Raw genomic sequence first — 20,358 nt, 5'->3', positions numbered from 1 at the left:
CCTGGTCACGCATAACTGCTGGTATGCGGTGCGCGGCAAGGGGCACTGGTCCGGCGATCGCACCCAATCGACGCTGTGGTCAATCCCCAACCGCGACCAGGACGCCGCGACGATACATGGCACCCAGAAACCCGTGGAGTGCATGCGTCGCCCGATGCTGAACAATTCCAGCCCCGGGCAGGCGGTCTACGAGCCCTTCTGCGGGTCGGGCACCACGCTGATCGCCGCTGAGGCGGCGGGTCGCGTCTGCTGCGCCCTGGAACTCGACCCGGCCTATGTCGATGTCGCTGTGCAGCGCTGGGAGGCGTTCACCGGAAAATCAGCGATCCTCGAGGGGGATGGCTCTGCTTTTGCCGCCATCGCGCAGTTACGGCTGGAGGAGGTGGCATGAGGCAGAGCCGCACCATGTCGGTGGTCGAGGCGATCTTCAGCACGGCTGTCGGCTGGTTGCTCGCGCTGGTGACACAGATGCTGGTGTTTCCGGTCGTGGGTTTGCAGGTGATGCTGTGGCAGAACCTGGCGATCAGCCTTGTGTTCAGCGGGGTTTCGATAGTGCGCGGCTATGCGGTGCGGCGGTTCTTTGCCCGGCAGGCGGAGCGACCCTGATGGGACGCCCCCCGATTACCCTGACGCGCGACCAGGTGCGCGAGGTCGAGACACTGGCGGCGCTTTTGAGCCAGGATCAGATTGCCGATTACCTCGGGATTGCGCGCAATACGTTCCGGGCGATCTGCGATCGCGACCCGGAGGTACTTGACCGCTATAAAAGGGGAAAGGCGAAGGCGATCGCGCATGTGGCCAATGGGCTGCTGCAAAAGGCCCGGGCAGGGGACACCACCTCCGCCATCTTCTATCTCAAGACGCAGGCGGGCTGGCGGGAAAGGGCCGAGATCGAACACAGCGGTACCGTCAGCACGACCGGTGCGCGCGAACGCATGGCGATGCTGCTGGACAAGATTGCAGAGCGACAACATGCGCTGAATGCCGGGGTGCCCGATCACCAACTGGTCGAAGCGCGGGCAGGCGAGGCGGTGGACCATGAGCCGTAGGGGCCGCAAGCCGGTCCCGCGAGCCGGGACGCTCGGAAATACCGCGGTCGGCGCCCTGCCGCGCTGCCCGGATCACCTGTCCGATGTCGCGAAAAAGGAATGGCGCAGACTTGCCACACCGCTGCACCGCGCCGGGTTGCTGTCGCTGGCGGATCGGGCTGCGCTGGCAGCCTATTGCCAGGCCTGGGCGCGCTGGGTCGAGGCGGAGGAGAAGCTGGCCGGGACACCGACCCTGCTGAAGACGCCCAGCGGTTATGTGCAGCAATCCCCCTGGCTGACGGTCGCCAACAAGCAGCTGGAACTCATGGGGCGCTACATGACGGAGCTCGGTCTGACGCCGGTGGCGCGCACCCGGCTTGATATGCCGCTTGGGGCACAGCATGCGCCGGTGGACAAGATCGAGGTTGTGATCGTCGGCGTGGATGAGGATGGCAACCGGTTCGACAAGCCGCTGTTGGGCGGTCAGCCGCGGGAAAGAGATGAGCCCAGCGACACCCCGGTTACGATCACCGTAAACGAAGATCTCTGACCGCAATCGACTTCCCTATCGAGGTGCGTTGAGCAATGTACACAGCTGCCAATCCAAGGTTGCGCAGATCTGCACGGGGGAGCACGAATGGCAGCAGTGCAGCGGCTGGTGGCCTATGAGCGGGTCTCGACGGCACGGCAGGGCGCGAGCGGGCTCGGCCTAGAGGCGCAGCGCAAGGCAATCGGCGATTTTGCGTCTGCCCGTGGCGCCGAGGTGCTGGCGCGGTTCACCGAAGTGGAGAGTGGCCGCAAGGCCGACCGTCCGGAACTGACCCGTGCGCTGCATCTGGCGAAGGTCACGGGGGCCACGCTGGTGATCGCCAGGCTGGACCGGCTCTCGCGCAATGCGGCCTTCCTGCTGGCGCTCAGGGACAGCGGGGTGCGGTTCCTGGCCTGCGACATGCCGCAGGCCAATGACCTGACCGTGGGCGTGATGGCGCTGGTCGCGGAAGCCGAGCGCGAGGCGATCTCGCGGCGGACGAAGGAGGCCCTTGCCGCGGCCCGGTCCCGCGGGGTGCGGCTCGGCAATCCGAACGGCGCCGCCAGCCTGCGGCGGGCTGGCAAGGGCGGGGCCGCCCTGCGCGCCGCCGTCACCGCCAATGCCCAAGGCTTTGCCCGCGACCTTGCCCCCGTCATCGCAGACATCCGGGCCGGCGGTGCAACATCGCTCAGGGCCATCGCCGCCGAACTCTCCGCGCGAGGCATCAGGACAAGGCGCGGCGGCAGGTGGGGCGTCGGCAATGTGAAGGCCCTGCTGCACAGGATCGCCGCGCTGGAGGGGCTGTAGGGCGATGCTCGCTATGAGTACTGGTCGGCGACAACGGTCAGAACGCGGTCCTCGCAGGCCTATCCTACGGGGCCACTTGCAGGGGCCATGCAAGGGTCCGTTGACGCGATGCGCAGCGGCCATTAGTCTTCTGGAAGCTGCGAAGACAGCACTGGCTGTCTTGAGTGGGCCATAAGGCCATTCTGATCTGGAACTTCTTGTTTCCAGGTGTCGCGGTCCGGCACGCGAACCACGAGTTCATCGGGTCTTGCGCGAGCGTTCAGCTTCCTGCCGGGGAACGTCCTGTCGGACGGCGCGCATTCGCTTCTCATGAAGTCGAATGAAAGGACCCGTGCCATGGGCGCGCTGAAGAATATCCGCAAGAAGAAGATGATCGAACAAGGAGGCCGGTGCTATTACTGCGGTCTTGTGATGTGGGAGAATGCCCTGAAGCCCGCCGTGCAGGCCCGAGGCAGATCGGCGTCATTGCCGAAGCTCCTGCAATGCACGGCCGAGCATCTGCATCCTCGTTCCGAGGGCGGTGCGGATACTGCCGACAACATCGTTGCCGCCTGCAGGTTCTGCAACAGCAGACGGCACCAGCGGAAACAGCCAAAGGCCCCCGAGGCTTACCGTGCATATGTGCAACGGCGTATGGCAGCGGGCCGCTGGTTGGCCGCGAATCTGACGACGTGAGCCCGGGGGTAGCTTTCAGGGCAGTTCCCGTCACACGACAACCACGAGTTTCGGCCTGACCGATCAGTTCCGGCCACAGCATTGCTTGTATTTGCGCCCTGATCCGCAGGGGCAGGCGTCGTTTCGACCGGGCTTCTGGCCAGCCTTGAAAGGCTGGTCCGGAAGGTTGGCAGGCACGGAGCGGGACAGTTCGGGGCGCGACTGGTGCAGGATCGTTGCCACGCAGTTCGGGATCAGATCGGGTGCTTCCAGATCGATCTGGTCGATCTCCTCTTCCGTGAACTTGCTGTTGCCGATGTAGATGTCCTGCAGCGCCATGAGGAAGATCATCGTGCTGCGGGTCTCGTCATCGGCGCGCTCAAGAAGCGCGTCCCAGGCATCCGGCCTCAAGGCCATGGCGCGGGTAAACCCGTCGACCCAGGGCTCCCAGAGTGTCTCGTCGCTGTTGGGGTCGACCTCGTAGATGGGCTCGACCCACAGCGATGCCGTCATCCTGGCCGCGACATCATTGTAGTGTGCCATCACCGCCCCGATCGTTTCCTGGGCTGTCTCGAGATCGGGAAACCCCGCATTCCCGGTGACACCCCAGACATGGGAAAGCCAATCCGAGGGTGCGATCATCTCAGGGCAGGCAAGAATGCCCGTCACGAAACCGTCGAGTTCACTGACCGTCATCGGCTCGTTCTCGACGGCCAGCGCATGCAACAGGTCGTCCAAGCGGTCGAGCCGTTCGTCTTCCGGATCCATTGCCCCCCCCTCTGCGGTTGCAAAATTCTTAGCCGTGATGGGCTGCGTCCACAATCCGGCGGCCGAGCGGGGATAGGGCGGTTGCGGGTGCGTGGGTACCCCATCCTGGGGTTCATGCGTATTGACCTCGGGCCGGCGCGGTGCTGGGGCGAGCGGTTCCCTGTCCGGGCGACTGCCTTCGCCGAAGAAACGCCACCAGCGCGCGAGATTTTGGCCGCCAGCCGCACCATGAAGGGTGGTGGCGCGGCCGGAGTGGCGACACTGGGTGCTGCGGGCGTGGAGGTCGCGCAGCAGGTGTTGGCTGAGACGCAATCCGCCATCCTGCCGCTCGTGCCGTATCTCGACACGCTCCGTTGGGTGTTCATCGCCGTCGCTCTCGGCGGGATCGTGGTCACGATCTATGCTCGCCTCGATGACTGGAAGTGGGGGCGGCGGTGATTTGCGGGCTCCTCACCGGGATCGCCACGAGCCCATGGATGCGGGCGGCGCTGCGCTACGGAGCCATCGCGCTGGCAGTGCTCCTGTTCCTGCTTTCGCTTCGGCGCTCCGGGGAGCGAGCGGGACGCCTCGCCGAACGACTTGAAACTACGGAGAAGGCCAATGACGTCCAACGTCGGATGCTGGAAGCGGCGGCTCGCCGTCCTCGCGATCACCACGAGCTTGCTGACAGGCTGCGCGACGGTGAGTTCTGACGTCGAGGGCCTGGCGGCGTGCCCACCGGTCGTCGAGTACAGCGAGGACTTCCAGGAATCGGCGGCAGAGGAGCTGGCTCTGCTGCCGGAGGCCTCTGCGATAGTGGAGATGCTGAGCGACTATGCCGTGATGCGGGAGCAGGCGCGGACGTGCGATGGCCGAGGATCTTCGCTCGCGCCCGGGCTTCACCGGCACCCCACCGTGTCAGGCAGCCTCGTAGTTGGTGTACACCTCGGTGCTGCCGTCATGAAGGATGAGGAACACGTCGTAAGCCTCGCGTTCGCTCTCCGGCCCCATGCCGGGGGAACCGTAGGGCATGCCCGGAACGGCCAGACCCACGGCGTTGGGACGCTCGGCCAGCAGCCGCCGGATATCAGCGGCCGGCACATGGCCCTCGATCATGTAGCCCTCGACTTGGCCGGTGTGACAGGAGACCATCTCTTGCGGGATGCCATTGTCGGACTTGTAGCGCATCAGCATCGTGCCCATGCTCGCCTCGGTCGTGACGGTGAAGCCATCACCCTCCAGGATCTCGATCCAGGCCGAGCAGCAGCCGCAATTCGGGTCCTTCAGGACGTGTATCGACGGTCCTCCGGATTGCGCCAGCGACAGTTGGGGGAGCCCTGCAAGAAGGGCCGCGCTGCCGATCAGCAGGCCCCGTCGGGTGAGGGTGTCTTGTGTCATGTCGTTCTCCATGGGTTGAAGTCAGGTGCGCTCAGAGGTCGATCCGCCTGAGCCGCAGCGCATTGGTGATGACCGAGACCGACGAGAGGCTCATCGCCGCCGCCGCGATCATCGGCGAGAGCAGGAGGCCGGTCAGGGGATAGAGCACCCCCGCGGCGACGGGCACGCCTGCGGCGTTGTAGACGAAGGCGAAGAACAGGTTCTGCTTGATGTTCCTGAGCGTCGCGACGGCCAGTTTCCGCGCGCGGACAAGCCCCACGAGATCGCCGCGCATGAGCGTGATCCCGGCACTTTCCACGGCCACGTCGGCGCCGGTGCTCATGGCGATGCCGACGTCCGCGGCCGCGAGCGCAGGAGCATCGTTCACGCCATCACCGGCCATGGCGACCGACTTGCCCTTGGCACGCAGCTCCTCGACCAGCTTCTGCTTGTCCTCCGGCAGGACGCCCGCGCGGACCTCGTCGATGCCGAGCTTGCCCGCCACCGCCTCGGCCGTGCGCCGGTTGTCGCCGGTGGCCATGATGACGGTGAGACCCAGCGCGTGCAGATCGCGGATCGCCGCTTCTGTCGTCTCCTTGATCGGGTCCGCCACGGCGACGATCCCGGCGAGCGTGCCATCCACGGCGACGAACATCGCTGTCTTGCCGTCCGCGCGCAGCGTGTCGGCCTCTGCCTCGGCCTCGTCCGTCGACAGCCCGAGATCGGTCATCATCGCCGCATTGCCGAGCGCGACCCTGCGGCCCGCGACGGTGCCGTGCACGCCCTTGCCGGTAACCGCCTCGAAGTCCTGTGCGTTCTCGGGGGTCAACCCGCGGTCCTTCGCTCCCGAGACGATCGCCTCGGCCAGCGGATGCTCCGACCCGCGCTCCAGCGCGGCGGCAAGGCCCAGCACCTCCGCCTCGTCGCCGTGGAACGCCACCACATCGGTCAGTCGCGGCTTGCCCTCGGTCAACGTGCCTGTCTTGTCGACGATCACCGTATCGACCCGCGCCATGCGTTCCAGCGCCTCGGCATCCTTGATCAAGACGCCCGCCTGCGCGCCCCGGCCGGCGGCCGTGGTGATGGAGATCGGCGTGGCAAGCCCCAGCGCGCACGGGCAGGCGATGATCAGGACCGAAACGGCCGAGGCGATCGCGAAGGCCAGCGCCGGTTCGGGCCCGGCCCAGAGCCAGACGCCGAAGGCGATGATGGCTATCACAACGACGGTCGGCACGAAGATCGACGACACCTTGTCCGCGAGTCCCTGGATCGGCGCCCGCGACCGCCGCGCGCCCGCGACCATCTCGACGATCTGCGACAGCACCGTGTCAGCGCCCACCTGCGTCGCGCGCACCGCCAGCGTGCCGTTCTTGTTGATCGTGCCGCCGGTGACGCGGTCGCCCTCGACTTTCTCCACCGGGACCGGTTCGCCCGTGATCATGCTCTCGTCGACCGACGACCGGCCCTCGACCACCTCGCCGTCCACCGGCACGCTGTCTCCGGGCCGGACCCTCAGAAGGTCGCCCTCGACGATGTTCTCGAGCGGTGCGTCGTATTCCGACCCGTCTGCCAAAATGCGCCGAGCGGTCTTGGGCGCGAGGTCCAGAAGCGCGCGGATCGCGTCGCCCGTCCGCTCCCGCGCGCGCAGCTCCAGCACCTGACCGACGAAGATAAGCGCCACGATGACAACGGCCGCCTCGTAGTACGTACCGACGCCGTGGCCCATCCGGTATTCGGCCGGGAACACGCCCGGCGCGAAGGTCGCGACCAGCGAGTAGAGATAGGCCGCGCCGACGCCGAGCGAGATCAGCGTCCACATGTTCGGCGAGACATTGCGGATCGAGTCGATCCCGCGCCGGAAGAACGGCAGCGCGGCCCAGAGGATCACCGGGGTCGCCAGCACGAACTCGGCATAGACCGAGAGGCGGTGCCCCATCCACCCACGCACGTCTAGCCCGACGAGTTCGCCCATGGTGATGATGATGAGCGGCACCGCCGCCGCCGCCGAGATCCACATGCGTCGCGTGAAATCGACGAGCTCGTGACTTGGTTCGTCCGAAGGCACCATGGGTTCCAGCGCCATGCCGCAGATCGGGCAGCTCCCCGGCTCGTCACGCACGATCTCGGGGTGCATCGGGCAGGTGTATTGCGTGCCGGGCTGGGCCTTCTGTCCCGCCTTCTTCGCGTTGCCGGAGGCATAGAAGTACGGATCGGCGTCGAATTTCTCCTGGCACCCTGCGGAGCAGAAGTGGAACGTCTCGCCGCCGTAGTCGCGCGTCCGCGCGCCCTCCTTGATCTCGACCTGCATCCCGCAGACCGGATCGGTCGCGGTCCTGGCGCCGGGCTTGATGTCGGAGGCAGCGTGATGGTGATGATGGGTGGCCATGATTGATGTCCTTTCTGTCCCGGTTTGCGGCCTCCAGTCGTTGGAAGGTCAAGAGGTGGGCTCGTGTCTTTCTTCTTGTGCAGAATGGTGGCTGCCATGCGCCGGTTCGCGTGATGGCGGGTTGAGCGCGAGGAAGACGCGCTCAAACAGGAAAACGGCGGTCATGCCGGCGATCGCGATGACGACGATCAGCGGGTCGCTCTGCCATTTGAGCGCGGCCAAGGCCGCAAGGACCACCGCGTCCAGTCCGATCGCCGTCAGCAAGACCCATCCCCGCGCGCCGATCTCCACCCGCAGGGTCCGCCAGACACCCCAGTGGATCAGGATGTCCATCACGAGGTAGAAGAAGGCGCCAAGCGAGGCGATCCGGCTGAGGTCGAAGAAGATCGTCAGCGCTCCGGCGATCACCACCGTATAGACGAGCGTGTGGTCGCGGATCGTGCCCGGCATCCCGAAATGGCTGTGCGGGATCAGCTTCATGTCGGTCAGCATGGCCAGCATCCGCGATACCGCGAAGATGCTGGCGATCACGCCCGAGGCAGTCGCGACCAGAGCCAGTGCGACGGTCAGGTAGAAGCCGATCCGCCCGAGGGCGGGTTCGGCCGCTTCGGCGAGCGCATAGTCCTTTGCCGCCACGATCCGATCGAGCGGCAGGCTGGAGCCGACGGCAAAGGCGACGAGAAGGTAGACGACGACACAGATCGCGATGGAGATGACGATCGCGCGCCCGACGTTGCGGTGCGGGTCGGTGACCTCGGCGCCGCTGTTGGTGATCGTCGTGAAACCCTTGAAGGCCAGGATCGCGAGCGCCACCGAGGCAAGGAAGCCCGCAACCGCACCGCCATCCGCGCCTTCCGCCGCCTCGAAAGAGAAGCCGCCGGCCCAGAGCGCGGCAATGCCGAAGGCCGCGATGCCGCCCACCTTGAGCACCGCCATGAGCTGCGACAGAAGACCCACGGAGCGGTTGCCTGCCGCATTCACGAGGTAGGCGAAGACGATGAGGCCCACGCCGATGGCAGGGACCAGCCAGCCTTCGGGCTTCAGATCGAGCCCCCGCAGGAGGTAGGTCGCAAATGTCCGCGCCACGAGGCTTTCGTTGATGACCATCGACAGCGCCATCAGCAGCGCGGCACCGGCCGCGACCGTCGTCGGACCGTAGGCCTTGGTCAGGATCATCCCGATCCCGCCCGCAGACGGCCAGGCGTTGGACATCTTGACGTAGGTATAGGCGCTGAATCCCGTCACCACGGCGCCAGCGACGAAGGCAAGGGGGAACAAGGGACCCGCAAGTTCTGCAATCTGCCCGGTCAGTGCGAGAATGCCCGCTCCGATCATCACGCCGGTTCCCATTGCCACTGTGTCGAAGAGCGACAAGCTGTTCTTCTGGTACTGCTGGGCCATCACCTCTTCCTTTCTGCCTTTCCGCGCGTGGCGGCCCAGACCAGCGGCAGCCCGGTCACGAGGCCGAGACCGAGAACCGCCCATGTGGCCTGGCCAAGGTCACCGCTCACCGCCTCGCCCCCGAAATGCGCCAGCAGGAAGCTCGCCGGGATGATGCCGGCGAGCGTCGCCAGCGCGAACCGCCAGGCATGCAGGCGGCTGAGCCCCGCGGCGTAGCTGATCATGTCGAATGACACGAAGGGCATGAGGCGGCTCGCAAAGACTGTCGCCGTCAGCGCGGTCTGCGAGCCGAGAAGCCCGGCATCTACCGAGGCGCCGAACACGCGCCGCAGAGCGTCGTGCCCCAGAACCCGCGCAAGGCCGAAGGCGATCAACGCGCCAAGCTCGGCGCCGATCACGACCTGAACCGTGCCCCAGACATGTCCGTAGGCCGCGCCAGCCGCCAGCGCAATCGGTGCGCTCGGGATCGGGCTGGCCACGACCGCGATAGTCATGAGCGTGACGATCAGCACCGGCCCCCAGAGACCCGCGCGGGCCACCAGCGTCTCCAGCCGCTCGGGCTCGAACCAGTCCCGCACCTCGGCAAGGGCCGAAGGCGCGATGAACCACACCCCGAGCAGGACGATCCCGAGGATCGCCAGACCAATGGCAATGCCGGCGCGCAGGCTCATCTCAAACCGCTGCGACGGCCTTCGCCAGCAGATCGCGGACCTGGCCTGCAACCGCGTGCAACTCGGCGTTCTCGATGGCCTGCATGGACGCGACCGGATCGATGGCGCCAATCTCCACGCCGCCCTCGGCTTCGCGCAGGATGACGTTGCAGGGCAGCATTGCGCCCACCCGCGGCTCGATCCCGATGGCCTGCCACGCCATCTTCGGATTGCAGGCGCCGAGGATGCGATAGCCCGGCATCTCGACGTCGAGCTTCTTTTTCATAGTCGCCTTGACGTCGATCTCGGTCAGAACGCCAAAACCGTGATCCGCCAGCGCCTTCCGCGCGCGAGCGTCGACGTCGTCGATACCGGCGTCGGGGAACATTCGATTGATCGTGTAGGTCATTGCCAACTCCTTTTTTCTATTTCCGAAGATACTTGATCAGCGCTGCTATGGCCAAAACCAGCAGCACGAGGATCAGCAGGCCGAAGAGCCAGCCAAACCCCATTCCGAAACCCATTCCGGGGCCCATGTCGTTCCAGTTCATCATCTCATCCTCCTGATTTTTACCCGCAGGGTGCGTCTTTTGGCCGGCCCTCACGACAACATGGGGCAGGACAGACCAGGATCGGTGCCGGGCGGGGCGCCATGTCCGGACGACCCGCTGGGATCAGACGGACGCCGTGACCGCGAATTCGGTCATCATCCCCGTCGTAAGGTGCGGCATGTGGTGGCAATGCAGCATCCATCGGGCGGCCTCACCGACATCGAGGGCGACATCGACCATCGACATCGGTGGCACGTGAACCGTGTCGCGTAGTGCACCGGCGACCCGACGCCCGTTCAGCCCGACGACCTGGAACACATGGCCGTGCAGATGCATCGGGTGCGCCATCATCGACATGTTGTGGAACGACAGCACGACCCGCTCACCGCTGCGTGCGGTGATCGGCTGGTGCTGGCCCCAGACTGCCCCGTTTATCGTCCAGACGTACGGCTGCATCGAACCGCCCAGCATCAGCATCTGGCTGCGGTCCACGGGTCGATCCGGCAGAGCGTCCAGCGCGATGAGGCGCGCCTCCTGCGCCAGATCGGTGTCGAACGCGGGCGCTTCGGCATCCGCCATTGCATCGAGACGCCGCACTTCGGCACCCTGCGTGGCGAGGATCAGGCCGGTGCGCTCGCGCGCGCCTTCGCGCAGGGCGAGGATCGGCCAGGCGCCGCCTTCGTGCGGCAGGTCGATCTCGATGTCCAGACGCTGGCCCATTGCCAGACCGAACCGCGTGCCGGCGAGAGGTTCGACCGCGTGCCCATCTACCGCGACCAGCCGCGCCTCGGCACCGCCGGTCTCGATCCAGAATACCGTCGCCGCAGCGGCGTTGATGACCCGAAGCCGGATACGGCCACCGCGCTCGACCTGGACCACCTCCGGGTCCGACAGGGTCCGGTCATTGGCGAGATAGGCGTCCCAGTCATAGTCGTTCAGGTCCATGGCCATGCCGCCCATCTGGCCGCCCATACCCATCATCCCGCCCATTCGGGGCATGTTGCCCATCGGCATGCCGCCCGTGGCGCCATGGCCCATGGCCCCGTGATCCATGCCCTGCATCGCCCCCATGCCTCCCATGGGAGCGCCCTGATCGGGCAATGCACCGGCACCATGGCCCGCGCCGTGCCCGCCGCCATGACCTGCGCCGATCTCGGCCAGAACCTCCTCGGGGGCCTTGAAGGAGAAGTCATGAAGGAACATCACGACGTCTTGCCGGTCGGCAGCAACGTCCTCGGCCGAGCGCACGATCAGCGGCGCGGCGAGCAGCTGCATCTCCTGGGTGGGCACATGGCTGTGCATCCAGTGCGTGCCGGGCCGTGCCTCGAAGTCGTAGGATCGGGTTTCACCCGGTGCGAGGAGGGGCATCGGCATGTCCGGCACACCGTCCTGCGCGTTGGGCGGGATCTGTCCGTGCCAGTGGATGATGGTACCGACGTCCAGGTCGTTGGTCAGATCGACCCGGAACCTCTGGCCGGGGTCGAGGATCAGTCCCTGACCGCCGGGGCCGGCAAGCCCGAAGACCGTGGCAGCGCGACCGTCGATGTCGAGCGTGCGCGTCGCAGCGGAGAGGCTGATCGGCGCCACCCCTTGCGCGAAGGCGATGCGGGGCAAGTGTGCAGCGCCAATGGCGGCCGCACTTGCGGCAAGAAAGCCGCGTCGAGAAAGCATGTTCATGGTCGTCTCCTCGGGACTTCCGTCCCGTTCATCAATACCGATGGGGCGCCTCGGGCGTCTGCCCGGGCGCGCTCAGAGGAGACGGAGCTTGGGAGGTCGTTCGTTCAGTCCCGGCGCACGGCTGACGTGGATTGCCGCGGACGGGACGTCATGACTGGCGGCGCCGTAGGCGTGCCCGGCTTCCTCGCCTGCCGACGTCAGGAAGGCAGAGAGGCCTGCGCATACGAACTCGCACATCTCGGCATCGGCCGATCCACAGTGCTCTCCAGCGTCACAGTCGAAGCCCGAAATGACCGGAGAGTGCATCATGTCGGCGACATGCATCGCGTGATCCACATCGGAATTCATGCTCATGCGTGTCGCATGCGCCGAGGTCACCGTCGTCACCACGGTGATCGCGAGTATGGCAAGCATGGTGACGACACGTTCGAGCATGCTGCAAAGATAGGCATTGCTCACGAGAATGTCCATAGTCGCAGGCGCCTCGCCGCTGGCACAACGTGGTCTCGACCAAACGCGAATGTTATTCCGCAGTGATCGGGGATAGACGTCTTGAAAAAAGCTCTCCGAAATATTGTCGTGATCGGTCTGGTCGTCGGAGGTGTGATCCTCGCGGTCTTTGCTGGCTGGCGTTATGCCGGTACCGCATCCACCGCCCTGGCGTCGGCGGACATCATCGCGCAAGGACGCCAGATCTATGCGGATCAGTGCGCCACCTGCCACGGCGCGGAACTGGAGGGCCAGCCGGGCTGGCGCTCGCCGCTTCCGTCCGGCCGGTTGCCGGCGCCACCCCACGACGCCAGCGGCCACACCTGGCACCATCCTGACGATGTCCTGTTCCGCATCGTTAGGGAAGGCACCGCCGCCGTGGTCGGCGGCGGATACGAGAGCGACATGCCCGGCTTCGCAGACGTGCTGAGCGACGCGGACATCCGCGCCGTTCTCGACTACATCAAGAGCACATGGCCAGAGCGCGAGCGCCGATACCAAGAGAGGGTGTCGGAGGCAAACTGACATTCCCCATGGTCGTCGGCTGCTACTCGCGCCAGGCCAGTTCGCAGACCGAGTTAGAGGAACGTCGCCGACCAGGTCAGCACCATGAAGCCGCCGAGCGACTGCATCATGTTGACCATCCGTATCGGCCCGGTTGCCTCGATCTGCGTGTACCCGAGCGTGGCGAAGTTGACGCCGGAGAAGTAGATCAGGCCGCTCCAGCATGGGTCGTAGCTGCCGTCGAAGCCTCCCACGCCCCAGCCCTGCAGCGCCCTGTAGACTGCGGCGAAAGCCAGGATTTCAATCGTGTGGAGCGCGAGCAGCCCGACGAACGCCACCATGATCGCCGCCTGCGGTCTCTCTTTCGAGTTCGGCTTCACGCCCCGGACGGCCAATAGCCCCGTAGTGGTGCGCGACCAGATGGCGGCCACCAGCGCGAAACCGAGCAGAAGCCCGATTCCAGTTGCAGCATGTTGAGCACTCGCGGCGGAACAGTACCCCGAGGTTTATGTTCTCAGCGCTCGGCCCTGCGGCATGGCAGCGGAACCATCGCCCTGCCGATGATCTGATCTCAGGCCTCACGTTCCGGATCAAACGCAAGAAGCCGCAGCGCGTTCAGTGTGACGAGCACCGTCGCGCCGGTATCTGCAAGGATCGCGATCCACAGCCCGGTAATGCCGAGGATCGTCGTCACCAGAAACACCGCCTTAAGGCCGAGCGCGATCGCCACATTTTGCCTGATGTTCGCCATGGCTGCGCGAGCAAGGCGAATCTTGCCGGCCACATCGGTCACGCGATTGCGCAGGATCGCGGCGTCGGCGGTTTCAAGCGCGACGTCCGTTCCGGAGCCCATGGCAACTCCGATGTGGGCGGTGGCGAGCGCAGGGGCATCGTTGATGCCGTCGCCCACCATCATCACGCGGTCTCTGGCGGTCATCTCACGGATCGCGGCGACCTTGCCTTCGGGCATCAATTCGGCGCGATGGTCAATGCCCAGCCCAGCGGAAATGGCTGCTGCCGTGCGCCGGTTGTCGCCGGTCAGCATCACAGACGCGATGCCAAGCGCCTCGAGTTGCTGCACCGCGCGGGCGGCATCCTCTCGGGGTTCGTCCCGGAGCGCTACGAGTCCGACCAACTGGCTCCGGCGGAAGACCGCGACGACTGTATTGCCTTCATCTTCCATGCCGACCACCGCCCGGAGCGCGTGGTCGTCCAACACACCGCGCTCCCCGGCGAACCGTGGAGAGCCCACCCAGGCGGTTTCACCCTCAACGACTGCTTCGGCCCCTTTGCCCGGAAGCGCTTTGGCGGCGGTCGCGGCCAGGAACGGCGCTCCCGCAGCTTCCGCGCGGGACAGGATCGCCTCCGCCAGAGGATGGCTCGACCCCGCTTCGACGGCGGCAGCCAGCGCCAGCACCTCTGTCTCCGATCCCGAGATCGGCACCACGTCCGTGACGCGCGGCCGTCCGTGGGTCAGGGTTCCGGTCTTGTCGAATGCGACATGCGTGGTGGCCGCCGCGGCCTCGATCACGGCGCCTCCTTTCATCAGCAGCCCGCGACGCGCGCCTGAAGAAAGCGCAGAGGCGATGGAAGCCGGTACCGAGATCACCAGCGCGCAGGGGCATCCGATCAGGAGAAGCGCGAGCGCCCGGTAGATCCACGTATCCCAGCCTTGCCCGAACGCGAGGGGCGGGACGATGGCCACCAGCACCGCAACTCCGACGACGGCCGGCATGTAGATGCGGCTGAAACGGTCGATGAAGCGCTCGGTCGGGGCCCGGGCGCTTTCCGCTTCCTCGACCAGCCGGATGATACGGGCAATGGTGTTGTCCTCGGCCGACTTGGTGACCCGAACACGCAGCGCCGCCTCGGAATTGATGGAGCCGGCAAAGACGGAGGCACCGGGTTCCTTCAGCTTCGGCACACTCTCGCCCGTGACGGCGCTCTCATCGACGCCCGAGGTGCCCTCGATAACTTCGCCATCTGCCGGGACCCGGTCTCCCGGGCGCACCAGAACGATCTGGTCCACCTGCAGCTGGTCGGCTGGTATCACCCGAGTCCGGCCGCCGATCTCCAGGATCGCGGTCTTCGGTACCAGACGAGCGAGCGCCCGGATCCCGTCGCGGGCCTTGTTCGCCGCAACACCTTCGAGAACCTCCCCGACGGCGAAGAGGAAGACGACGAGCGCCGCTTCCTCGGCGGCGTCGATGACGAGCGCGCCGCTGGCGGCGATTGTCATCAGCATCTCGATCGTGAACGGCATCCCCGCTCTGGCGGACGCGACGGCGCGGCGTGCGATAGGGGCGACACCAATGAGCGTCGCGAGGATGAATGCCCACGTTGCCACATCCTGGGAGGCGAGCAGTTTCACGGCCCATGCCGCCGCGAGGAGGAGACCGGTGCCGATCACCAGTCTGCCCTTCGCGGTCTGATACCAACGCGAACCGGGCCCGGGACCGCTCTCGGGCCCTGTCGATCCAGCGTTGGGCACGAGTCCTGCGGCATCTCGCGAGCCGTCCGCACGGGACGCTTGCTCATCGTCCGGCAGCACGAAGCCTTTCAGATCGGGGCTCGATCCTTTCGCCGCGATCCCGTAGCCGAGCCGCTTGACGATTGCTTCGATCTGGCTGCGAGAGGTCTGCCCTTCATCCAGAGTCAGCCGAAGCCGCTCGGTCATCAGCGCCACATCGACGTCGCTCACGCCAGGCAGGCGTTCGACCGCACCCCGGACCTTGCCGGCGCACGACGCACAGTCCATCCCGGAAACCGTCCATTCGTAGGTTGCACTGTCGTTCGCCGTCATCACGCCCTTCCAACCCGCCCAGCGGGCAACATTGTATTTGCTGAGTCGGGAACCTAAGGTCTCTAGTAGCTATAGCTTCAAGAGGAAATCTGATGCTCACCATCGGAAAATTGGGCGAAGCGGCCGGCGTGAAGGTTCCGACGATCCGCTACTACGAGCAGATCGGGCTCCTGCCGGAGCCAGATCGCAGTGCCGGGAACCAGCGGCTCTATGGGCAGTCGGCACTGGATCGGCTAGCCTTCATCCGCCATGCGCGGGAGCTCGGTTTTCCGCTGGACGCTATCCGAGACCTTCTGAGTCTCTCTGACAGACCCGATCAATCCTGCGCAGCCGCCGATGTCATCGCCAGGGCGCAGCTGGCCGAGGTTGAAAGCCGCCTTGCGCGCCTGACTGCGCTGAAAGGCGAACTTGAGCGCATGGTCGTGCAATGTGCAGGCGGTCGGATTGCCGATTGCCGGGTCATTGAAGTTCTGGGCGACCATTCGCTATGCGCAACCGATCACCAGCATCCGGAGAGCGAGGCGGCATCGTGAACGCACCCGGCACCCTCGCCATCTACATCGGTGCCGCTCTGGCCGAGATTGCGGGCTGCTTTGCGGTCTGGGCATGGATGCGGCAAGGCGCGAGCGCGCTCTGGCTGGTCCCCGGCCTCCTGAGCCTGGCCGTCTTCGCTTGGCTCCTGACCCTTGCCCCCTCCGATTTTGCGGGGCGGGCCTACGCAGCTTATGGCGGGGTCTATATCGCAGCCTCGCTCCTCTGGCTGTGGCTCATCGAGAAGCAGCGCCCGGACACTTGGGACCTGACAGGTGCCGCAATCTGCCTCGCCGGTGCGGCCGTCATCCTGTTGGCGCCGAGGGCGGCTGGTGGATGATCGGGGGTGCTCTCCAAGATCAAGGCAGCCGACTGCCGCTCATCGTTGCCGACATCACGATAGAGCCAACCTTTGCGGACGGACTCCCGCTCTTCCAGCGTAGCAGCTGTGCGTATCAAATAAAATCAATGACTTATACTGGAGAAGGTTGGACGTCAGACCCATCCCCTCCGCCACTTGCCCCCGCGAAAGCGTTCTCCCGATCCGGCTACGGCCGGATTTTCTCGTTGTATTCGAGGGTTATGCGGGAGGGGCTGTTAACCTGCCCCGGTGCCAGGAGGGTCGATAGCGTTCTCTCCGGGCCGATATTCTCCAGACCTGTTAACCGCGCACAGTCCGGTTCAGAGCCCATGCTATTGAAATCAGGAGATTTAAATTGGATGCGCCCTGCGCGCGGTTTGCAGTTCCGTTTGCCAAGCTGCTGGAACCCGGATCGAACTATCAGCGAACGGCCCTATGCCGCCTGCGCGAAGCCACCATTCACGGCCTGTTGCCACACGTGGGCGTAAACGCTTGCGGCAAGTGCTTTCTTTTCATCGGGCGTGAACGGGGGTGACGGTAGACTTGCGAAGACCTCGTCCAAGATGAAGACCTCGACGTCTGCCTTGGTCTGTTCCTTCTCCCAGAAGCGATCGAGTTCGGCCAAGCGCGTCTTTATGGAGGCCAGGAGGTCGCGGCTCGCCTGCTTCACCCGCTCACGAGACGTCTTGTCCAGGTTATCCTTGAGCAGCAGGTCGAAGAGCGCGAGTTCATCCTCGCCAAGCCCCTCCTTCGTTGCGCGCTTCTGTTCCTCGTCCAGACTGTTCACGAGCTCGACCAGTCGACGGAAGGTCTCCTCAATGGTGGTTCGGTCTTTCTCGCGATTGTAGTCGGCGATGATCGCCTCGTACTTCACCTGATAGTCCATCCTTGCGGGATTGCGCGCAAGCATCTCGGCGAGTTTCTGTTCGACGATGTCTCGGATGTCCTGAAGCGCGGTCGCTTTGCGTCTGACCTTCTTTGCGAATTCATCGCGCAGCTTCTCAAGATCGATTTGACCGAGGTCGAAGGTCAGTCCCTCGGCTTGGTCGTCTCCTGGTGCCTGCGTCCGGATGGCCTCGTTGACGATCCGGTGTAACTCCTTCAACAGCTCTGTTACGTCAGCCGTGTCGCGCCGCTCGGTCAGCTTCTTGTAGATTGCTTCGATGTTGTCGTGTCGTTCGGCGTATGCCCAGGCGCTGGGCTCCATCAGCAGCGCCTTGAAGCGGATGAACACCTGCCGTGCGAGAATCTCGAAGCGCCGCTTGGCCTCGTCCGTCGAATAGACGGCTTCCACGGCGTCCTTCAAACCCTTGATGCGCACAAAGCCCTTCGAACCGAGCAGCACGCTTGGATCGAAACCGATGCCGCGCAAATGCGCCTCGGTCGCCTCGATAGCTTCGAGCAGGGCCTGCACCCTCTCCTCGATGGGGGCGATGATCTCTTCTCCGCCTGTGCCATCATCGCCCAGCGCGTACTGAGCCAGCGCGGCTCGCAGGCTGGCCAGCATCCCATTGTAGTCGACAATCAGGCCGAAGTCCTTGCCGGGATACACCCTGTTCGCGCGCGCTATGGCTTGCATCAGCGTGTGCGCCTTCATCGGCTTGTCGATATAGAGCGTCGACAGACATTCCACGTCGAAGCCGGTCAGCCACATCGCACAGACGATTGCGACGCGGAACGGGTGCTTGGGGTTCTTGAAAGCCGTCTCGACATCGATGCGCTCGCCATTCCCGGTATCGAAGCCCTGCTTCATCAGGGCACGGTGCGGGATGATGTCGAAACCCCATTTCTTGAAGTCCGCGACCTCGTTCTGCGCTTCGCTGATAATGATCTCGACGATGGTTTCCTCGAGCCACGTTGCCTGCGCATCCAGTACTTGCGCCTCCTCCGCGAGGACAGCGCGCATGGTTTCGTCGGCCGTGGTATCCGCCTCGGCTTGCTTGGCATCGGCTGCCGCCCTGACTTCTGCAGCCTTCGCCCGCCATCGCGGTATGATCATCTGGTGCATCCGGGCGCAGGTGATCTTGTCGACACAAACGAAGAGGGATTTTCCGGATTCCCACCTCGTTGCGCAGTGGTCCACGAAATCGGCTGCGATCTTGTCGAGCCGCTCATCGGCGGTGATGACCTCGTAATCCTTCCCGAGCAGCTTATCGAGGAGCGCCGCCTGATCGGGGTCGAGTTCCGCCTCCTCGATCTTCTCGGCGATCCGGTCGTTCAGATCCGTCTTCGCGACGCCCAGCTTCTCGCCCCTGTTCTCGTAGACCAGCTTGACGGTGGCACCGTCCTCCTCGGACCGCTTGAAGTCGTAGCGCGAGACATATTCGCCGAAGATGCGCTTGGTGATTTCGTCTTGTTTGAACAGCGGCGTGCCGGTGAAGCCGATGAAGGCGGCATTGGGCAGCGCAAGGCGCATGTTTCGGGCCAGCCGCCCTGCCTGCGTGCGGTGCGCCTCGTCCGAGATCACGATGATGTCGTCACGCTCGCTGTAGGGCTTCTCCGGGTCCACGTCCTTGTTGAACTTGTGGATCAGGCTGAAGACGTACTGGTTGTTCTCCTTCAGGATGCGTTCCAGATCATCGCCGGAGGCCGCGCGCGGGGTCTCGTTCCCGGCAATGCCGCAGCCCACGAAGGTCTTGTAGATCTGGCTGTCGAGATCATTCCGGTCGGTCATCAGCAGGAAGGTGAAATTGCCCGGCACCTTGCGCCGCACCTTTTCGGCGAAGAAGGCCATGGAATAGGACTTGCCGCTGCCCTGCGTGTGCCAGAACACGCCCAACCGGCCGAGATCGGGGTGCGCCCGCTCGATTATGTCGACCGGACCTTCAGGGATGAAGGATGGCAGCGCCGTTTTCGCCGTCACAAGCGCCTGCTCGCCTTTCCTGCGCTTAGTCGGCGCTTTCCGCTCCAGCGGTAACTCGACAACGCGGTGCCGCAGGCGTTCTCCGGGCGGGATCTCCGCCTTGATCGCCTCCTGCCGTGCGACCGAGGCGACGGCGCGGTTCACGCCCAGGACCTGATGGTTTCTCGCCACCACCTTGCGCGCGGCGCCCGCCTTGCTCTCGTCGAACAGGATGAAGTTCTCGACCAGATCGAGCAGTCGGTCATGCGCCAGCATGCCATTCAGCAGACGTTCCGCATCGACGCTGCCTTCATCCGCCTCTTCCAGCCGCTTCCATTCATTGAAGTGCTCCCACGCGCTGGTGATCGAGCCATAGCGGGCGCGGTCGCCGTTCGACACGATCAGGAAGGCGTTGTGATGGAACGCATGGGCGATGACGTTTTCGTCCATGTAGTCGCGCAGGTTGCCGTCGAACCCCGCCCGGATGTTCTTGTAGACGGCCTTCAGCTCGATGAAGACCAGCGGCAGGCCGTTGACGAAGCAGACAAGATCCGCGCGGCGGTTGTAGTTGGGCGTCCGGATGCCTGTCAGCTTCAACTCGCGCACGGCGAGGAAGCGGTTGGCCCCGGGGGCGTTGTCGAAGTCGATCACCCTGGCGCGGGCGGATTTCTGCCGTCCTTGCGCATCGCGGTAGGTGACGGGCACGCCGCCGCGCAGCATGCGGTAGAAGTCGCGGTTGTGCTGCACCATGGAGCGGCTGACGTCATACACGGTCAAGGCGCGGATCGCGTCATCAATGGCCGGGCCGGGCAATTCGGGGTTGAGGCGGTGAAGGGCTGCGCGTAGGTCGCGTGTCAGGACCGCCTCGGTCGTGTCCTTGCGCCCGAGCGTGCCGTCCGGCCCTAGGACCTCCTGATTGAAGGCATAGACATTTTCCCAGCCCAGCACCGTTTCCAGGTGTTCGGCGAAGGTGGCCTGAACGAGTCGATCCTCGCTGTTGATGCCGGTTACCGCCATGAAC

At 65.0% G+C, this 20,358-nt stretch carries 21 protein-coding genes and 2 pseudogenes; 11 read left to right on the top strand and 12 right to left on the bottom strand.

The genetic code is table 11. From position 1 onward, the window contains the following. Window positions 1–16: 16 nt before the first annotated feature. From AC4PTO_RS09475 to AC4PTO_RS09450, 6 genes and pseudogenes are all read left to right on the top strand, one after another. Window positions 17–391: pseudogene (locus AC4PTO_RS09475) on the top strand (DNA methyltransferase); the annotation flags it as partial. Beyond that, on the top strand, window positions 388–606 hold the full coding sequence (locus tag AC4PTO_RS09470) for a DUF7220 family protein (protein WP_492727988.1): 219 nt from the start codon (window positions 388–390) through the stop codon (window positions 604–606). The pseudogene AC4PTO_RS09475 and the gene AC4PTO_RS09470, both read left to right, overlap by 4 nt. Beyond that, window positions 606–1,049 carry a hypothetical protein gene (locus AC4PTO_RS09465; protein ID WP_492727986.1) on the top strand — a complete coding sequence of 148 codons (444 nt, stop codon included), beginning with the start codon at window positions 606–608 and terminating at the stop codon, window positions 1,047–1,049. Before AC4PTO_RS09470 ends, AC4PTO_RS09465 begins: the two co-directional genes overlap by 1 nt. Further along, window positions 1,039–1,578: a phage terminase small subunit P27 family gene (locus tag AC4PTO_RS09460; RefSeq protein ID WP_492727985.1), complete on the top strand. Its 540-nt coding sequence runs from the start codon at window positions 1,039–1,041 to the stop codon at window positions 1,576–1,578. Before AC4PTO_RS09465 ends, AC4PTO_RS09460 begins: the two co-directional genes overlap by 11 nt. A gap of 87 nt (window positions 1,579–1,665) precedes the next feature. Then, a complete protein-coding gene (locus tag AC4PTO_RS09455; RefSeq protein WP_492727984.1) occupies window positions 1,666–2,364 on the top strand; it encodes a recombinase family protein in 699 nt (232 codons plus the stop codon). A 336-nt stretch (window positions 2,365–2,700) separates the two neighbouring features. Continuing rightward, complete coding sequence (locus AC4PTO_RS09450; protein WP_492727982.1) at window positions 2,701–3,039, top strand: HNH endonuclease; 339 nt, start codon at window positions 2,701–2,703, stop codon at window positions 3,037–3,039. 63 nt (window positions 3,040–3,102) lie between these two features. Here the strand turns inward: AC4PTO_RS09450 and AC4PTO_RS09445 are convergent, their stop codons facing one another. After that, a complete protein-coding gene (locus tag AC4PTO_RS09445) occupies window positions 3,103–3,786 on the bottom strand; it encodes a UPF0149 family protein (protein WP_492727981.1) in 684 nt (227 codons plus the stop codon). A gap of 108 nt (window positions 3,787–3,894) precedes the next feature. Here AC4PTO_RS09445 and AC4PTO_RS09440 point away from each other — a divergent pair. Next, window positions 3,895–4,224: pseudogene (locus tag AC4PTO_RS09440) on the top strand (YcbK family protein); the annotation flags it as partial. A gap of 38 nt (window positions 4,225–4,262) precedes the next feature. Beyond that, the gene (locus tag AC4PTO_RS09435; protein WP_272857823.1) at window positions 4,263–4,478 is read left to right on the top strand and encodes a hypothetical protein; all 216 of its coding nucleotides are present in this window, start codon (window positions 4,263–4,265) and stop codon (window positions 4,476–4,478) included. A gap of 205 nt (window positions 4,479–4,683) precedes the next feature. On the opposite strand, the gene AC4PTO_RS09430 is transcribed toward AC4PTO_RS09435, so the two are convergent. The 8 genes from AC4PTO_RS09430 to AC4PTO_RS09395 form a co-directional block, all read right to left on the bottom strand. Next, window positions 4,684–5,163 carry a DUF411 domain-containing protein gene (locus tag AC4PTO_RS09430; RefSeq protein WP_097176411.1) on the bottom strand — a complete coding sequence of 160 codons (480 nt, stop codon included), beginning with the start codon at window positions 5,161–5,163 and terminating at the stop codon, window positions 4,684–4,686. A 31-nt stretch (window positions 5,164–5,194) separates the two neighbouring features. Next, entirely contained in the window at window positions 5,195–7,528 is a 2,334-nt protein-coding gene (locus AC4PTO_RS09425; RefSeq protein ID WP_097176345.1) for a heavy metal translocating P-type ATPase, read from the bottom strand. A 48-nt stretch (window positions 7,529–7,576) separates the two neighbouring features. Further along, entirely contained in the window at window positions 7,577–8,929 is a 1,353-nt protein-coding gene (locus tag AC4PTO_RS09420; RefSeq protein WP_492727979.1) for an APC family permease, read from the bottom strand. Next, window positions 8,929–9,600, bottom strand: a complete 672-nt coding sequence (locus tag AC4PTO_RS09415) for a TVP38/TMEM64 family protein (RefSeq protein WP_492727977.1) — start codon at window positions 9,598–9,600, stop codon at window positions 8,929–8,931. Before AC4PTO_RS09415 ends, AC4PTO_RS09420 begins: the two co-directional genes overlap by 1 nt. Window position 9,601: 1 nt before the next feature. Further along, the gene (locus AC4PTO_RS09410; protein WP_492727975.1) at window positions 9,602–9,988 is read right to left on the bottom strand and encodes a DUF302 domain-containing protein; all 387 of its coding nucleotides are present in this window, start codon (window positions 9,986–9,988) and stop codon (window positions 9,602–9,604) included. A gap of 16 nt (window positions 9,989–10,004) precedes the next feature. Next, window positions 10,005–10,133 (bottom strand): hypothetical protein, encoded by a 129-nt coding sequence (locus AC4PTO_RS09405; protein WP_264224588.1) that lies wholly within the window; start codon window positions 10,131–10,133, stop codon window positions 10,005–10,007. A gap of 120 nt (window positions 10,134–10,253) precedes the next feature. After that, window positions 10,254–11,807 carry a multicopper oxidase family protein gene (locus tag AC4PTO_RS09400; RefSeq protein ID WP_062563567.1) on the bottom strand — a complete coding sequence of 518 codons (1,554 nt, stop codon included), beginning with the start codon at window positions 11,805–11,807 and terminating at the stop codon, window positions 10,254–10,256. 72 nt (window positions 11,808–11,879) lie between these two features. After that, on the bottom strand, window positions 11,880–12,278 hold the full coding sequence (locus tag AC4PTO_RS09395) for a hypothetical protein (RefSeq protein WP_492727972.1): 399 nt from the start codon (window positions 12,276–12,278) through the stop codon (window positions 11,880–11,882). An 81-nt stretch (window positions 12,279–12,359) separates the two neighbouring features. Here AC4PTO_RS09395 and AC4PTO_RS09390 point away from each other — a divergent pair, with 81 nt between their 5' ends. After that, a complete protein-coding gene (locus AC4PTO_RS09390) occupies window positions 12,360–12,821 on the top strand; it encodes a c-type cytochrome (RefSeq protein ID WP_492727971.1) in 462 nt (153 codons plus the stop codon). A 53-nt stretch (window positions 12,822–12,874) separates the two neighbouring features. On the opposite strand, the gene AC4PTO_RS09385 is transcribed toward AC4PTO_RS09390, so the two are convergent. Then, on the bottom strand, window positions 12,875–13,141 hold the full coding sequence (locus AC4PTO_RS09385; protein WP_123193413.1) for an ion channel: 267 nt from the start codon (window positions 13,139–13,141) through the stop codon (window positions 12,875–12,877). Window positions 13,142–13,371: 230 nt separating this feature from the next. Next, window positions 13,372–15,603, bottom strand: a complete 2,232-nt coding sequence (locus tag AC4PTO_RS09380; RefSeq protein ID WP_492727969.1) for a heavy metal translocating P-type ATPase — start codon at window positions 15,601–15,603, stop codon at window positions 13,372–13,374. 92 nt (window positions 15,604–15,695) lie between these two features. Here AC4PTO_RS09380 and AC4PTO_RS09375 point away from each other — a divergent pair, with 92 nt between their 5' ends. Together AC4PTO_RS09375 and AC4PTO_RS09370 are read left to right on the top strand one after the other, a co-directional pair. Continuing rightward, the gene (locus tag AC4PTO_RS09375; RefSeq protein ID WP_045681275.1) at window positions 15,696–16,136 is read left to right on the top strand and encodes a MerR family transcriptional regulator; all 441 of its coding nucleotides are present in this window, start codon (window positions 15,696–15,698) and stop codon (window positions 16,134–16,136) included. Next, window positions 16,133–16,474 carry a YnfA family protein gene (locus tag AC4PTO_RS09370; RefSeq protein ID WP_140197623.1) on the top strand — a complete coding sequence of 114 codons (342 nt, stop codon included), beginning with the start codon at window positions 16,133–16,135 and terminating at the stop codon, window positions 16,472–16,474. The genes AC4PTO_RS09375 and AC4PTO_RS09370 overlap by 4 nt, the downstream gene beginning before the upstream one ends. 454 nt (window positions 16,475–16,928) lie before the next feature. Here AC4PTO_RS09370 and AC4PTO_RS09365 read toward each other — a convergent pair whose 3' ends face one another. Next, window positions 16,929–20,354, bottom strand: a complete 3,426-nt coding sequence (locus AC4PTO_RS09365) for a type I restriction endonuclease subunit R (protein ID WP_492727967.1) — start codon at window positions 20,352–20,354, stop codon at window positions 16,929–16,931. Between the last annotated feature and the right edge of the window lie 4 nt (window positions 20,355–20,358).

This window comes from Rhodobacter maritimus, assembly GCF_058747975.1.
This window is presented reverse-complemented; position numbering and strand designations above follow the sequence as displayed.

Coding starts and splice junctions, on each gene's coding strand:
- AC4PTO_RS09445 (WP_492727981.1), bottom strand. CDS start 3,786: ATGGATCCGGAAGACGAACGGCTCGACCGCTTGGACGACCTGTTGCAT.
- AC4PTO_RS09405 (WP_264224588.1), bottom strand. CDS start 10,133: ATGATGAACTGGAACGACATGGGCCCCGGAATGGGTTTCGGAATGGGG.
- AC4PTO_RS09430 (WP_097176411.1), bottom strand. CDS start 5,163: ATGACACAAGACACCCTCACCCGACGGGGCCTGCTGATCGGCAGCGCG.
- AC4PTO_RS09450 (WP_492727982.1), top strand. CDS start 2,701: ATGGGCGCGCTGAAGAATATCCGCAAGAAGAAGATGATCGAACAAGGA.
- AC4PTO_RS09365 (WP_492727967.1), bottom strand. CDS start 20,354: ATGGCGGTAACCGGCATCAACAGCGAGGATCGACTCGTTCAGGCCACC.
- AC4PTO_RS09395 (WP_492727972.1), bottom strand. CDS start 12,278: ATGGACATTCTCGTGAGCAATGCCTATCTTTGCAGCATGCTCGAACGT.
- AC4PTO_RS09460 (WP_492727985.1), top strand. CDS start 1,039: ATGAGCCGTAGGGGCCGCAAGCCGGTCCCGCGAGCCGGGACGCTCGGA.
- AC4PTO_RS09425 (WP_097176345.1), bottom strand. CDS start 7,528: ATGGCCACCCATCATCACCATCACGCTGCCTCCGACATCAAGCCCGGC.
- AC4PTO_RS09470 (WP_492727988.1), top strand. CDS start 388: ATGAGGCAGAGCCGCACCATGTCGGTGGTCGAGGCGATCTTCAGCACG.
- AC4PTO_RS09410 (WP_492727975.1), bottom strand. CDS start 9,988: ATGACCTACACGATCAATCGAATGTTCCCCGACGCCGGTATCGACGAC.
- AC4PTO_RS09415 (WP_492727977.1), bottom strand. CDS start 9,600: ATGAGCCTGCGCGCCGGCATTGCCATTGGTCTGGCGATCCTCGGGATC.
- AC4PTO_RS09380 (WP_492727969.1), bottom strand. CDS start 15,603: ATGACGGCGAACGACAGTGCAACCTACGAATGGACGGTTTCCGGGATG.
- AC4PTO_RS09465 (WP_492727986.1), top strand. CDS start 606: ATGGGACGCCCCCCGATTACCCTGACGCGCGACCAGGTGCGCGAGGTC.
- AC4PTO_RS09385 (WP_123193413.1), bottom strand. CDS start 13,141: ATGGTGGCGTTCGTCGGGCTGCTCGCGCTCCACACGATTGAAATCCTG.
- AC4PTO_RS09420 (WP_492727979.1), bottom strand. CDS start 8,929: ATGGCCCAGCAGTACCAGAAGAACAGCTTGTCGCTCTTCGACACAGTG.
- AC4PTO_RS09455 (WP_492727984.1), top strand. CDS start 1,666: ATGGCAGCAGTGCAGCGGCTGGTGGCCTATGAGCGGGTCTCGACGGCA.
- AC4PTO_RS09375 (WP_045681275.1), top strand. CDS start 15,696: ATGCTCACCATCGGAAAATTGGGCGAAGCGGCCGGCGTGAAGGTTCCG.
- AC4PTO_RS09400 (WP_062563567.1), bottom strand. CDS start 11,807: ATGAACATGCTTTCTCGACGCGGCTTTCTTGCCGCAAGTGCGGCCGCC.
- AC4PTO_RS09435 (WP_272857823.1), top strand. CDS start 4,263: ATGCGGGCGGCGCTGCGCTACGGAGCCATCGCGCTGGCAGTGCTCCTG.